At 75.1% G+C, this 13,171-nt stretch carries 14 protein-coding genes; 6 read left to right on the top strand and 8 right to left on the bottom strand.

What is annotated here, in order from left to right; translation table 11 throughout:
* Positions 1–30: 30 nt before the first annotated feature.
* Both ACERUJ_RS15365 and ACERUJ_RS15370 read right to left on the bottom strand, forming a co-directional pair.
* Positions 31–525 carry a MarR family winged helix-turn-helix transcriptional regulator gene (locus ACERUJ_RS15365; RefSeq protein ID WP_370249626.1) on the bottom strand — a complete coding sequence of 165 codons (495 nt, stop codon included), beginning with the start codon at positions 523–525 and terminating at the stop codon, positions 31–33.
* 163 nt (positions 526–688) lie between these two features.
* The gene (locus ACERUJ_RS15370; protein WP_370249627.1) at positions 689–3,574 is read right to left on the bottom strand and encodes an AAA family ATPase; all 2,886 of its coding nucleotides are present in this window, start codon (positions 3,572–3,574) and stop codon (positions 689–691) included.
* Between the two features lie 100 nt (positions 3,575–3,674).
* Between ACERUJ_RS15370 and ACERUJ_RS15375 the strand changes: the two genes are divergently transcribed.
* Together ACERUJ_RS15375 and ACERUJ_RS15380 are read left to right on the top strand one after the other, a co-directional pair.
* Complete coding sequence (locus ACERUJ_RS15375; protein WP_370249629.1) at positions 3,675–4,424, top strand: hypothetical protein; 750 nt, start codon at positions 3,675–3,677, stop codon at positions 4,422–4,424.
* Positions 4,421–4,924, top strand: coding sequence for a DUF3558 family protein (locus ACERUJ_RS15380; RefSeq protein ID WP_370249630.1), 504 nt, complete (start codon positions 4,421–4,423; stop codon positions 4,922–4,924). The genes ACERUJ_RS15375 and ACERUJ_RS15380 overlap by 4 nt, the downstream gene beginning before the upstream one ends.
* A 117-nt stretch (positions 4,925–5,041) precedes the next feature.
* Here ACERUJ_RS15380 and ACERUJ_RS15385 read toward each other — a convergent pair whose 3' ends face one another.
* From ACERUJ_RS15385 to ACERUJ_RS15395, 3 genes are all read right to left on the bottom strand, one after another.
* On the bottom strand, positions 5,042–6,652 hold the full coding sequence (locus ACERUJ_RS15385; protein WP_370249631.1) for a hypothetical protein: 1,611 nt from the start codon (positions 6,650–6,652) through the stop codon (positions 5,042–5,044).
* Between the two features lie 57 nt (positions 6,653–6,709).
* Positions 6,710–7,801: a hypothetical protein gene (locus ACERUJ_RS15390; RefSeq protein WP_370249632.1), complete on the bottom strand. Its 1,092-nt coding sequence runs from the start codon at positions 7,799–7,801 to the stop codon at positions 6,710–6,712.
* Positions 7,802–7,868: 67 nt separating this feature from the next.
* On the bottom strand, positions 7,869–8,360 hold the full coding sequence (locus tag ACERUJ_RS15395; protein ID WP_370249634.1) for an FBP domain-containing protein: 492 nt from the start codon (positions 8,358–8,360) through the stop codon (positions 7,869–7,871).
* A gap of 62 nt (positions 8,361–8,422) precedes the next feature.
* Between ACERUJ_RS15395 and ACERUJ_RS15400 the strand changes: the two genes are divergently transcribed.
* Complete coding sequence (locus ACERUJ_RS15400; RefSeq protein ID WP_370249635.1) at positions 8,423–9,037, top strand: TetR/AcrR family transcriptional regulator; 615 nt, start codon at positions 8,423–8,425, stop codon at positions 9,035–9,037.
* Here ACERUJ_RS15400 and ACERUJ_RS15405 read toward each other — a convergent pair.
* Together ACERUJ_RS15405 and ACERUJ_RS15410 are read right to left on the bottom strand one after the other, a co-directional pair.
* On the bottom strand, positions 8,986–9,450 hold the full coding sequence (locus ACERUJ_RS15405) for a cytidine deaminase (protein ID WP_370249636.1): 465 nt from the start codon (positions 9,448–9,450) through the stop codon (positions 8,986–8,988). The two genes, ACERUJ_RS15400 and ACERUJ_RS15405, sit on opposite strands and share 52 nt — an antisense overlap.
* Positions 9,451–9,507: 57 nt before the next feature.
* The gene (locus ACERUJ_RS15410) at positions 9,508–9,906 is read right to left on the bottom strand and encodes an iron chaperone (protein WP_370249637.1); all 399 of its coding nucleotides are present in this window, start codon (positions 9,904–9,906) and stop codon (positions 9,508–9,510) included.
* 83 nt (positions 9,907–9,989) lie between these two features.
* Here ACERUJ_RS15410 and ACERUJ_RS15415 point away from each other — a divergent pair, with 83 nt between their 5' ends.
* Entirely contained in the window at positions 9,990–11,216 is a 1,227-nt protein-coding gene (locus tag ACERUJ_RS15415) for an acyl-CoA dehydrogenase family protein (RefSeq protein ID WP_370249639.1), read from the top strand.
* A 3-nt stretch (positions 11,217–11,219) separates the two neighbouring features.
* On the opposite strand, the gene ACERUJ_RS15420 is transcribed toward ACERUJ_RS15415, so the two are convergent.
* Positions 11,220–11,621, bottom strand: coding sequence for a VOC family protein (locus tag ACERUJ_RS15420; RefSeq protein WP_372715312.1), 402 nt, complete (start codon positions 11,619–11,621; stop codon positions 11,220–11,222).
* Positions 11,622–11,797: 176 nt separating this feature from the next.
* On the opposite strand from ACERUJ_RS15420, the gene ACERUJ_RS15425 reads away from it, so the two are divergent.
* Positions 11,798–12,535, top strand: a complete 738-nt coding sequence (locus tag ACERUJ_RS15425; protein ID WP_370249643.1) for a DUF222 domain-containing protein — start codon at positions 11,798–11,800, stop codon at positions 12,533–12,535.
* Positions 12,532–12,885 carry an HNH endonuclease signature motif containing protein gene (locus tag ACERUJ_RS15430; protein ID WP_370249645.1) on the top strand — a complete coding sequence of 118 codons (354 nt, stop codon included), beginning with the start codon at positions 12,532–12,534 and terminating at the stop codon, positions 12,883–12,885. The genes ACERUJ_RS15425 and ACERUJ_RS15430 overlap by 4 nt, the downstream gene beginning before the upstream one ends.
* Positions 12,886–13,171 lie beyond the last annotated feature (286 nt).

The raw sequence follows: 13,171 nt of genomic DNA on the forward strand, positions 1-13,171 counted from the left end.
CGGAGGGCTGAGGCGGACCGGCCGGGTCCCTCAGCCGGCGTCGGCCACGACCAGCGGCTCGGTCTCGTCGAGGTCGGCGGCGCCGGTCTCCGACACCGAGGTCAACAGCCGCACGAGCATCGCGCGCTGAGTGGCGTTGAGGGGCGCCAGGAGCTCCTGCCACGCGACCGCGACGGCCCGGTCCAGCATCGAGAGCCGCTCGGCACCGGAGGCCGTGAGCACCACCCGCTGACGACGGGCGTCCGCGGGATCACGGCGACGCATCACCGACCCCGCCTGCTCCAGGCGCGCGACGGCGATCGCCACCTCCTTGCGGTCCAGTCCGGTCACCCGGCCCAGGTCCACCTGGCTCGGCGGCGACTCCACCGGGTGCGACGCGACGGCGCCGAGGACCCGGTGGTCGGTCTCGGTGACCCCACCCGACCGCAGTGCGCCGATCCCGGCGCGACGGACGCGCCGTCCGACCAGGTCGAGCAGCTGCGCGGCGACGACGTCGTGGGCGTCGGGTGCGGACATGACCGTCATGCCCCCCTCCATCGGCACCCGCGGCGGTGACTGTAGGGATTCGCGGGGACCACCTCGGTATCTGCTGGATGGTCGCTGTTCTCCGTTGTCACCAGCGGAATGCACCGGTTCGTGGACGCCGAGGGCGCATTCCGCTGGTGACAACGGGAGAGGGCGACCATCGTCACCCCGCGGCGAGCACGGCGGCCAGGCGGTCGGTGGCCTCGGCGAGGCGGCGGTAGTAAGTGGCCCGGGTGAGGGCGAGGCGCCGCATCGCCCGGGTGTGGCCGCCCTCGGGATCGAGGTAGCCGGTCTCGAGCACGCCCCGCAGCTCGCGCTCCACCTCGGTGTCGCCGAAGGCCCGGTCGGCGGCGCTGCGCACCAGGGCCCGAACCGACTCCGCCCGCGGCTCGACCCCGACGCCCGTGGCCAGCGGCGAGGCGGCCAATTCGGTCGGGCGGTGGAAGCCGCGCAGCACGCGCCGCACCTCCTCGACGTCGGTGCGGGCCCGTGCGGTGGCCGCGGCCCGGGCACGGGCCGCGAGCCGCGCTGCCCCGACGGCCTCGAGCACGGCGAGGGCCTCGGTGAGGCAGCGGGCGGCGTGCTCGGGGCGGCCGGCGCGCGCGTGGACCTCGCCCGCGAGCAGCAGGCTGCGGCCGCGCTCGTAGGGCACGACGTCGGGCGGGGTGGCACCCACCGCCTCCTCCAGCCGGGCCAACGCCCCGCGCTCCGTCGCCGACCCCGGCTCGCTGAGCAGCACCTCGGCGCGGGCGATCCCCAGCGTGGCCCACGGACGGGCGAAGCGGTCCTGGCGCGCGCGCAGCCCGGCGAGGACCTGCCGCGCCTCCTCGGTCCGGCCGACGGCGACCAGGCTCTCGATCCGGTCCGGCTCCAGGCGCAGGGTCGCGGACTCCGCGAGCCGCTCCTGCTCGGCCAGGGCGGCGACGGCGGCGAACTCGACCACCGCCTCGGCGTGACGCCCCTCCGCGTGCGCGACCAGGGCCCGCAGGTGGTGGTGGAGCCGCTCGCGGTACACCTCGCCCGGACCGGCGTGCGACGACGGCGCCGCCGGGTCGACGACGTCGCCGCGCCGCACCGCGATCAGCTGCCGGATCCACCACTGCTGGCCGAGATCGGCCCCGGCCGCGCGCCCGAGCCGTTCGGACTCCTCCAGCGCGGCGAGCGCGGCGTCGTAGCGGTCGGCGAGGAGCTCGGCCAGACCGCGCTGCACGAGCAGCTGCAGCTGCCACATGTCCGCCCCCTGGGCCCGGGCGGTGCGCAGGAGCAGGTCGAGGCGTCCGCGCGCCCGGGCGATGTCGTCGATCGCCATCCAGTGCAGCGCCGGGATCTCCGCGCAGAACTCCGAGGGGACCCGCTCCAGCGCCAGCCCGCGCTCGATCAGCTCGACGCGGGGCACGAGCCCCGCCCCGACCTCGGCGTGGAACAGCTGGAACAGCGCGCCGATGTGCTCCGCGCGGACAGCGCCGGGTTCGCCGGTCGGCGGGTCGGCGGCGTCGAGGGCGGCGACGGCGGCCCGGCCGTGCTCGATGCCCAGCTCGACGCTCGGCGCGAACACGCTCAGGTGGAGGTGCAGGCGCCCGGCGACCGCCGACTCAGGCGGGAGCCCCGGCAGCCCGAGGAGCGCGATCTCGTAGGCCGAGCGGGGGTCCGCGGTGGCGTCGGACCACACCACGGTGCCGAGGATCATCGCGCCCTCGGCCCGGGCCGTGGGCGTGCGGCCCGCGAGGAGCCGGCGGCCGACCGTGGCCGCGGCCACCAGGTCGCCGACCTCGAGCACGGCGGCGCCGGCGCGCGCCCAGCGCTGATCGGCCAGGTCAGCCTCGACGGTGGTCCCGACCGGGCTGACCTCCGCGGCCCGGGTGAGCAGGGCGGCCTCCACGCCGCGCAGTCCCCGCGCGCGCTGCCGCACCGCCGAGGCCTCGATCTCGGCGGCGGCCGTCGCGTCGGGCAGCGTGGTGGCCGCGGCGAGCTGGCGGGCGCGCTCGTCGGGGTCGGCGACGGCGTCGGCCAGCCGCCGCTGCAGCTCCGCGCGCCGGCGCAGGGGCACCAGGTCGCGGGCGGCGGCGGCGTAGGTGGGGTGCGCGAACGCCACGGCCGCACCGTCGACGGTGAGCACCTCGGCCTCGACCGCGGGCCACCAGGCGTCCTCGGCCACCCCCGCCCGCGCAAGGTCGGCGAGCGTGGGGGCACCGAGCAGCGCCGCGAGGGTGAGGGCCTCCTGGCTGGGGGCGGGGAGCGCGACGACGGCGGCGCGCGCCAGCGCCATCACCGACCCGCCCGCCGCGGGCAGCGGCTCGGTCGCCCGCGGCAGCCGGGGGGCGCGCAGGGCGGCGCGGGCGAGCTCGATGGCCACGAGCGCCACGCCACCGCTCTCCGCCGCGATCCGGGAGGCCAGCGCGGCCGGGAGCCGGTCGCCGAACCGGTGGAGCACCAGCAGGCGCACGTCGTCCTCGGCGAGGGGGCCGAGGTGCAGCACCGACGGCTCCGCCTCCCGGCCCTCCTCCAGCCCGAGCGGCACCGCGGGTGCGCCCGCTCCGACGGCGCCACCGGTGCGCGCACAGACCAGCACGGGCAGGTCGGTGCGCCGCAGGGCGAACCGGAGGGCCGCCTCGCTGGCGGCGTCGAGCCAGGGGGCGTCGTCGACGGCGACGAGCACCGGACCCCGGCGCGCGGCCTCGAGCAGCAGCGCCCGCACCGCCGCGGCGTAGGCGCGGTCGGGGATCGGGCCGGTCTCGGAGGCGACGCCGAACAGGATCGCCTCGGCCGCGGCGCGCTGCGGAGCGGCCAGCCGGTCGACGACGTCGGCGAGCGGGTGCAGCAGGTCGGCCACCGCCGCCAGCGGCAGCTGCGCCTCGGCCTCGGCGGGGGCGCAGGCGAGGACGGTCCAGCCGGCCTGTTCCGCGCGTCGCACGAGCTCGCGGCGCACGGCCGACTTCCCGATGCCCGCGTGGCCGGCCACCAGGACGGTGCCGCCGTCGGCGAGGACGGCCCAGGCGTCGTCGAGCAGGGCGGCGCGGCCCACGACCGTCGCGATCCCCCCGGCGGCCATACTGGCGAGTATCCCGGTCTCACCCGCGTGAGACCAGAGTGCGACCGACCACGCCCGCGGCGGACCCCCGCAGCGCGGGGCCCCGGCCCAGGCTGGGGCCATGACCCGATCAGCCCCGATCCGACCTGCCTGCCGACCCGCCCGCCGACCCGCGGTGCGGCGCGCCGCCGGCGTCACGCTCCTCGCGACCGCTGCGACCCTGCTCGCCGCCGTCCCCGCCTCCGCGGCCCCGGCCGTGGAGGGCAGCCTGTCCTCGAACGCGACCTTCCCCTTCAGCGGCAACTGCACCGTGGCCGAGAGCCCCGCCCCGCAGACCGAGCCGTTCACGAACCGCACCGGCACCCGGTCGGCCACCGGTGGCGGGTCCTTCGAGGCGGTCGCCTCCGGCACCACCGACGTCGCCGTCAACGCCAACGGCAGCGCCACGACCACCGGGAGCGTCGGCACCACCGGGCGCACCCTGCGACGGGCGACCCTCGGCGCCCGCCACGTGGTCTCCCTGACGAACACCGACGCCTACGACTGCGCGGCGACGTTGACCCTCGACTCCCAGATCGGGATGTCCTTCGAGGTCGCGGACCGGCCCCGGCGGCTCACGCTGGCCTGGGACCGCACCGGCGGGGCCGGGCGCATCGCCCAGCTGACCCTCTACGGCGCGAAGGGGCGGACGGTGGCCGACCTCGCCGCCACGAAGCCCAGCGGGCGCCGCACGCTGCGGGTGCGCCCCGGCGACTACTACCTCTACGTCCAGTACCTCACCACGATCTCCGAGGCCGACGTCGCGGTCGGGGAGACCGGCCAGGCGCGCACGCGCTATCGCCTCGACGTCACCACGGCGGCCGTGCGGTGAGCGCGGCGACGACGACCGCCCGCGGCCTGCTGCTCGCCGTGCTCGTGCTCGCTCCGACCGGGTGCGGGGGCGACGACGCCCCCGCCCCGGCCACCGACCCCGCTGCCTCGACCACCCAGGACGTCGTCACCGATGCCGGCGATCCCGGGGAGACGGCCGGCGAGCCGGCCCCGGCACCCGCGGGCGCGGTGCCCGACCTGTGCTCCCTGCTCACCGACGAGGAGTTGACGTCCCTGCTCGGCACCGCGCCCGAGGGCCAGTTCGCCGAGGGGGCCGGTGGCGGCACCTGCGCCTGGTACAACCCCACGGGCCAGTTCGTGGAGCTCGCGGTCGCCGACGCCTCGATCCCGCCCACCCAGGGGGTGGTGGAGGTCGACGGCGTGCTGTTCTTCGAGCTCGCCGGCCGCGACGGCAACGTCAAGTACGTCGACTTCGAGACCGGCGACACCAGGATCGACGAGCTGACGGCCCTGATCCCGGCGATCCAGGACCGCGCCTGAGGCGCACGCCCTCGGCCACGGCCGAACGGGGCCGAACGGGGCCGAGGTCGGGGTCAGCGCTCGCAGCGCGCCTCGACCTCGGCCACACAGGTGTCCGGTGTCCGGTGTCTTGAACGCTCACCGGCGTCGGTGCGCCGCCCGGTCCGCGGCGGCCGCACGGGCGGGGGCCTGCTCGCAGTCGCGCACCGTCTCGGCGTCGCACATGTCCCACCCGTAGCCGCCCTCGGCGACGTCGACGCCGTCGCCGCCGAGCAGGGTGTCGTCGCGCCTCGACCCGCGCAGCAGGTCGTCGCCCTCGCCACCGTCGAGGGTGGGGCCCGACTCGCAGTCGTCGATCCGGCCGAAACCCGTGGTGAGGACGTCGTCGCCGCCCAGGCCCTCGACGCGCCCGGTGCAGCCGACGATCTTGAGGTCGTTGGCCTCGTCGGTGCCGCGCAGCAGCATGTCGAAGACCCCGACCAACCGCGCGTTCTCGAACTCCGTCGCCGTGCCGCGGCCGGTCTCTTCGCGGGTGGACCGGAGGAAGCTGACCACCGGCCCGGCCAGGTCCAGGGTGATCCCGTCGCCGTCGTCGTCGAGCGGGTCGGTGGAGGGAGGCGAGAGCGAGACCGTGTCGACCCCGTCGCCGCCACGCAGCGCGAGCCCGTCGCTCATGTAGGCGAAGAGGTAGTCGTCACCGTCGCCGAGGTCGGCGGCGACCACACCGCCGTAGACGGTCAGGTGGTCGTCCCGGTCGCTGCCCCGGACCGTCCAGGGCCCTCGCGCGGAGAGCTCGACCTCGTCGGCCCGCTCCCACCGCGCCACGGTGAGCCGGCCCCGCACGGCCCGCGCCCCACCCGGCGCGCCGAGGTCGATCCGACCACGATCAGTCACGGGCTCGGACCCGGTCGAGGCCGGGAGACCGCGGATGCTCATGTACACCTCGTCGCGGCCCGGGCCGGTGCGCGGGAACGTGCGGATCACCGGCGCACCCGTCGTCACCTCCACCCGGTCGCTCCCGGGGCCGGTGGCGACCCGGTCGTCGATGAGTGTCTCGGAGTCCTCGGTGATGTTCCCGAGCCGGACGGAGTCGGCGCCCGGACCGGTGCGGATGTCGTCGCGCGCGCCGTCGACTCCGTAGTCACGGTCGGTCACCGCGTCACGCACGTCGCCGCCCCGGAACACGTCGGCACCGCCGCCGAGCACGGAGGTGACCTTCGCGCTCGCGGGTCCGGTGGTGGTCACCCGGTCCTCCCCCGTCCCGGCGTCGATGAAGCTGTAGCCACGGCGCCCCACGCGCACGCACACGCGGTCGTCGCCGCCGTCGGCGTCGACGCTGCGGGATCGCACGGCGACGATCACGTCGGCCCGCGGGCTGCCCTCGACCTCCTCGCCGGGACCGCCGAGGATCGTGGCGGGCCGCCCGAAGCAGGTGGGCACCCGCCGTGTGGTCGTCAGCACCGGAGCGGACCGCGACGTCGCCACGGCCCGAGGAACGACCGGGCCCTCGCAGTCGCGCACCGTCTCGGCGTCGCACTGGTCGCGGCCACGACGTCCGTTGACGTCGTCGCGTCCGGGGCCGCCCACCAGTACGTCGTCCTTCGGGCCCCCGGTGATCCGGTCGTCACCGGGGCCGCCGTCGAGGCGCTGTCCGAGGGTGCACTCCGCCAGCGGCCCGAATCCGCCCGTCACGTCGTCGTCGCCCCCACCGGCGCTCACGGAACCCTGGCAGGCCTCCAGCCGCAGCATCTCGCTCGCGTCGGTCCCGACGAGGTCGATGCCGTAGGCCCCGCGGGCGGTCGCGTCCTAGAACCCCGACAGCCGGCCACGCGCGGTGATCTCACCGGAGAGGCGATCGGCGGATGTCGCGGTCCCCGCGAGGTCGAGCACCATCGCGTCGCCGTCCTCCTCGTCGCTGCCCCCATAGAACCGGTTGCGCGTGAGCAGGGAGATCAGGTCGCGGGGACCCGCGCCGCCGTCCAGGTCCGCGCCGTCGACCAGCGAGGTGGTCAGGACGTCGGCACCACCCCCCATCGCGGCCCGCGAGACGCGGTCGATGTCCACGACGTCCGCGCCGGGGGTGCCGATCACCGTGGTGCGGACGGTCGGCGCGACCTCCGGGTCCGAGATCACGGTCGGGAGGATGAACAGCCGTAGCTCCTCGACGTCGGCCCAGCGCGCACCGACCTCGCCGTCGACGCGCACCTGCTCCGTCGGCAGGTCGACGATCGCCTGCTCCGCATCCGAGTACAGGCTGAAGGACAGGTAGTCGCGACCGTCGCCGCCCGCCACTCCCGCGCCTGGGGCGAGGCCCCGCCCCTCCCCGAAGATGCGGTCGTCGCCGGCGCCGCCGTCGATCCGGTCGGTCATCTGCTCAGAGCGCTCGAGCGAGTTGATCCGGACCAGGTCGTCACCACCCCGGGTGAGGATCACGTCCCGATCGCCGTCCCCACGCTGCCGGGGCAGCCCGAAGGTGCCGGTGTCCTCCACCTCGTCGACGCCCTCGAACCCGACGTACCGGTCCGCGCCGGAACCGAGCTCGACCTGCACCCGCCCGGACCGTCCGCTGACCCGCACCGAGTCGTCGCCGTCGCCGGACCTGATCTCGGCGGATCCGCCCGGCCGCACCGACAGACAGATGACGTCGCGCCCGTCCCGGCCCAGGACCTGACGGGACGCCGTCGCGACGATGACGTCGGCCCGGTCGGTGCCGCGCACCACCTCGTCGGGACCGCCGACGATCGTGGCGGCCCGGCCCTGGCACCGGGGCCTCGGCGCGGCCTCAGCGGGGCTGGGGACGGCCGTCAGCAGGGGGACGCCGAGCAGCGCGGCGGCGACCAGCACCCCGATCCGGGGGACGGGGCGGCGAGCAGTGAGCGACCTGGGGACGAGTGACACCGGGGAGACCTCCGAGCAGGATGGGACCGAGGGCCCGACCCTACGCGGGTCCACCGACGTCCGGTTGTTATCCGCGGACGCGCTCCAGGAAGGTGGCGACGTTGGTCGTGAGCCGCTGCACGCGCTGCTCCAGCGGGAGCGTCTCGTGCATGCCCACCGACCCGGTGGACAGCACGCCGCGCACGTAGAGCGAGCACTGCAGGTCCTCGCAGAGGTAGGTGCCCACCGAGTCGCCGCGCTGGCCGGCCTTTCCGGCGCGGGGGGCCACCAGCAGGGCGACGCCACCGGTGCGGGCGGTGAGGCACAGGTCGCAGATGCTGCGGCGCGCCACCCCGGCGCGGGCGTCGGAGGCCCGCAGCACCACACCGCGCCAGACGCCGGCGTCGTCGAGACCGACGAGGTACCCGCGCAGCGGGGCCTGCGGGTCGCGCCAGCCGAGGAAGTCGAGGTCGTCCCAGCGCAGGGCGCCGAGGTCGCGCGGCACGGGCAGCCGCGACGCCTCGCCGCGGCTGCAGTTCACGAACGAGGCGCGGATCGTCTTCTCGTCGAGTCGCTCCATGACCTCGACGCTACGGAACTTAATGCCTTTCATCAAATGATTAACGCCGTATGCTTGGCTCCGTGCCCCGTGCCGGACTCACTCCCGACCTGCTCGTGCAGGAGGCTGTCGCCCTGCTCGAGGACGACGACGCCCAGGCCCTGACCCTCAGCGCGCTGGCGCGCCGGTGCGGGATCACCACCGCCGGGATCTACGCCCACGTGCGGGGCCTGGCCGATCTGCGCGAGCGCGTGGCCGCAGCCTGCCTGAGCGAGAGCGCGGACCGGGTGGGCGCGGCGATCGCCGGTCGCGCGGGCGCCCCGGCCCTGCACGCCTTCGCCGACGCCTACCGCGACTACGCGCGCGCCCACCCGGGGCGGTACGACGCCACCCGCTGGCCGGTCACCGACCCCGCCTCCCCCGCCGTCCCGGCCGGCCGGCGGCACGCCGAGCTCGCCCGCGCCGTGCTGCGGGCCCACGACCTGCCCGAGCCGGCCCTCACCCACGCCGTGCGGCTGCTCGGCAGCACGATCCACGGCTTCCTCGCCCTGGAGGCGAGCGGCTCGTTCGACCACAGCCCCCCGGCCGCGGCCGAGAGCTGGTCGGCCATCCTCGACGCCCTCGCGGCCACCGTGACGGCGTGGGGTCAGTCCCAGCCGGCCGGGGCGGCGTCGTCGGGGAACACCCGCAGCCAGTAGTCGGGCAGCAGGTGGCCCAATCGCCGCCAGCGCACGACGTCGGGGGCGAAGACGTCGGGCACCGCCGCCAGCAGCCGCGGCCCGAAGACCGCCAACCGCTCCCGGCACACCCCGCACGGCGCCAGCACGAGGTGACGTCCGCCGCGCTCGCGGTGCAGGCACACGGTGACCCGCACCCGCCGGCCGAGCCGGTGGGCCGCGGCGAAGGGCTCGACCTCATGGCACAGCTCGACCGAGGCGTTGAGCACCTCCGGCGCCGTGCCGGTGAGCACGGTGCCGTCGTCGAGGAGCATCGCGGCCGCGCCGGCGTCGTCGTCGCCGGGGAAACGCGTGGCGATCAGGTCGCGGCAGGCCGCGACGGTGCGCGCGAGGTCGTGGGCGGTGACGTCGTCACCCGTCGGCGGGCGGACCATCGGCCCACCCTGCCACACGCGCCACCCGGATCGGCCGGGTCGAGCAGGTCGGCCGGGTCAGCCGTTCCAGGTGGACCCGGTACGGCCGAACTCCTCCAGCCGGTGCGCGATGAGCGCGGCGGCCAGGTCCTCGGGCACCGGGCGGTCGTAGGGCAGCTTGAGGAAGCCCTCGCCGGCCTCGTAGCCGGCGGCCTCGACCTCGGCGCGGTGGGCGGCGAACTGGTGGGTCGGGAAGCGCAGCGAGCAGTGGGCCTTGAACGCCTGCAGCATCCACAGCCGCACCCCGCCGAGGTGGTACGCGGGGTTGTTCCAGGCCAGCTTCTCCTCGACATCGTCGCGGCCGGTGGCGGCCAGCGCCTCGAGGCTGAGGCGACGCAGGGTGAGCAGGTGCGTCTGACCCGCCTCGGGGGCGGAGGCGAAGAAGTCCTCGACGTCGACGCGCTTCGGGCTCGGCATGGCGATCACCCTATAGATTCGCCACCCCCGGCCGCGCGGCCCGACGTCGCCCCGGCATGGCCACGGGGCGGAGGAGGCGGACGGTGATCGGCTGGAGCGAGGACGAGCTGGCGGTGCGCGCGATGGTGCGCGACTTCGTCGACAAGGAGGTCCGCCCGCTGCAGGACGACCTCGAGCACCACGGCCTGCCGCCCTACGACGTGCTGCGCCGCCTCTACGCCGCGTTCGGGATCGGCGAGATGGCCGCGGAGGCCTTCGACCGGCAGGTCGCCGCGCTGGAGTCCGGCGAGCCGCGGGAGCCGCGGGACGGCGGCTCGGGCGGTTCCGGGGGCGGCTGGGACCTGGCGATGGCGAGCATCGTCAACATCGAGCTGGCCAAGGTCGCGATGGGCCTGAGCAGCGCCCTGGGCGTGTCGATGGGGCTGGCGGCCGGCACGATCAACGCCCGCGGCACGCTCGAGCAGCGGCGCCGCTGGGCGCGCGACCTGCTCACCCTGGACACGGTCGGCGCCTGGGCGATCACCGAGCCCGACTCCGGCTCCGACGCCTTCGGCGGCATGCGCACCACCGTGCGACCCGACGGCGACGGCTGGGTGCTGTCGGGCCAGAAGACGTTCATCACCAACGGCCCCTACGCCGACACGATCGTCGTCTACGCCAAGCTCGACGACGGCAGCGGTGTGCCGCGCCGCGAGCAGCCGGTGATGACCTTCGTCCTCGACGCCGGCATGCCCGGGCTCACCCAGGGCAAGCCCTTCAAGAAGATGGGCATCGCCTCCTCCCCCACCGGCGAGCTGTTCTTCGACGACGTGCGACTCGACCGCAGCCGGCTGCTCGTGGGCTCCGGCTCGGACGGCCGCGAGTCGGCCCGCTCGAACTTCGTCGTCGAACGCGTCGGCATCGCCACCCTCGCCCTCGGCGTCATCGAGGAGTGCCTGAGGCTGTGCCTGGACTACGCCCGCACCCGCGAGCTGTGGGGCCGCCCGATCGGGGAGTTCCAGCTGATCCAGCTGAAGCTGGCCGAGATGGAGGTCGCCCGGCTCAACGTCGAGAACATGGTGTTCCGGGCCATCGAGTCGCGGCGCAGCGGCGTCACACTGAGCATCGCCGAAGCCTCGGCGATGAAGCTCTACTCCTCCCGCGCCGCCTGCGAGGTGGCGATGGAGGCCGTGCAGCTCTTCGGCGGCAACGGCTACATGGCCGAGTACCGGGTCGAGCAGCTCGCCCGTGACGCGAAGTCGCTGATGATCTACGCCGGTTCCAACGAGGTGCAGGTCACCCACGTCGCGAAGGGGCTGCTGCGAGGCTGAGGCTCACGCGCGCTCGGCGAGCTGCACGACGTTGCCGTCGGGGTCCACGACGTCCTGGCGCCGACGACCGAGGTAGGTCCAGGTCGTCGCGCCCTCGGCGGGCTGACCGCCGTGGGCACCGACGGCGTCGAGCGCGACGTCGAGTGAGGCGACCAGGAGCACCGGCTTGATCGCGGCGTCGGTGATCGGCACGACCGGACGACGCGCCAGCTCGGCGGCGATCCCGGCCGGCATGGCCACGATGCTGAGCGCGCCGTCGGGCGGACCGAGGGTCACGAAGCCCTCGCCCACCTCCTGCACGTCGAGACCGAGCACCGCCCGGTAGAAGTCGCGCAGTCGCGCGAGATCCACGGCGTAGATCACCACCTCGGCCACGCCTGCCCCGGTCGTCACAGGTCCGAGCATGGCACCGCGATCCTCCACCGTCGAGCACGCGGCGGCGTCCTCCACAGGTCCCGCCGTCCATGTTCGGAACTGTCGGTGGTCCCGTGTCGAATGGTCACATGAAGATGGGCGCGGGTGGGGTGCGGGACTGAGCGCGGGTCGCCGACGACGCGCTGGCCCACGCCCTGGCTGCGCCGGTGTGGTCGGCGGGTGTCGAGGACACGCGGGAGGCGCTGCTGGAGCTCGCGCGGGTCGAAGCCCGGGCGGCGGCGTTGAAGGCGCGGCTGCTGGTGCATGCCGAGGAGATCGGCGCGCATCAGGAGTCGGTGGCGGTGTGGCACGCCCGGGCGACGCGGACCACGGTCGCGCAGGGGCGGGCTGTGCTGCGGGAAGCCGTCGCGCTGGAGGCGCGTCCCGACGTCGCCTCGGCACTCGCGAGCGCCGACATCAACCCCGGGCAGGCGAAGGTGATCGTCGACGCGATCGCCGACGTACCGGAGGAGGATCACGACCGGGCCTCGACGTACCTGCTGGAGCAGGCCGAGGCACACCACGCGAAAGACCTGCGGGTCCTCGGACGCCGGATCTGGGAGGTCCTGGACCCAGTGGCCGCGGATGCGCGGGAGTCGGCGGCGTTGGAGCGTCAGGAAGCACGGGCGGCGCAGCGGGTCCGGTTCTCGATGGTCGAGCACGACGACGGCACGATGGAGGGCTGGTTCAGGGTCCCCGTGCTGCACGGCGCCATGCTGCGCAAGATGTTTATCTCGATCGGGGCCCCGAAGGCCAAGCGGGCGGCGAATGGTGCCGGGTCCTACGACCCGACCATCACGACCCCGGCACGGTGGGGCCAGGCGTTCTGCGACCTGCTGGAGCGCATCACCGACTCGGACTTCCTGACCGCGCCGGCTGCGGCGCCACCGTGGTCGTCACGATGACCATCGAGAACCTCACCGGCCAACTGGAGCAGGCCGGGTTGCTCGACACCGGGGAGAGGGTCTCCGCCACCGCCGCCCGACGCCTCGCCGCCAAGGCCGGCATCATCCCCGCCGTCCTCGACGGCACCGGCATGGTCCTCGACTGGGGCCGGACCCGCCGGTTCCACACCAAGGCCCAACGCCTGGCGATCGCCACCCTGCACCCCGCGTGCGTGGAACCCGGATGCGACGTCCCCGCCAGCCACTGCGAGATCGACCACGACCCACCCTGGGAATCCGGCGGCGGCACCGACCTCACCGGCAAGCCACGATGTCCGAAGCACCACCGCGAACGACATCGACCCACCTGAAGCGCGACTCCCCAAGTTCGTCGAGGAGCGAGCGAAGCGAGCGTCACGAGACGCCCGCACCGACACACCACCGTCCACCGATACCGACTCTCACCTCGCCGCGTCTCGTGACGGCGCTGGCGCGCCTCCTCGACGACCGTCACCACCCACGGTCGTCACGAGACGCCCGCCCCCGACACCACCTCACCGAGTCTGGCGACAGCGCCGTGCCGCCTCCTCGACGACCGCCACCACCCACGGTCGGCGCGGAGCGAGCGCCAGCGAGCGTCACGAGACGCCCGCCCCG

The sequence above is a fragment of the Nocardioides sp. genome (genome assembly GCF_964228225.1).
In the GTDB taxonomy this organism is placed as follows: domain Bacteria; phylum Actinomycetota; class Actinomycetes; order Propionibacteriales; family Nocardioidaceae; genus Nocardioides.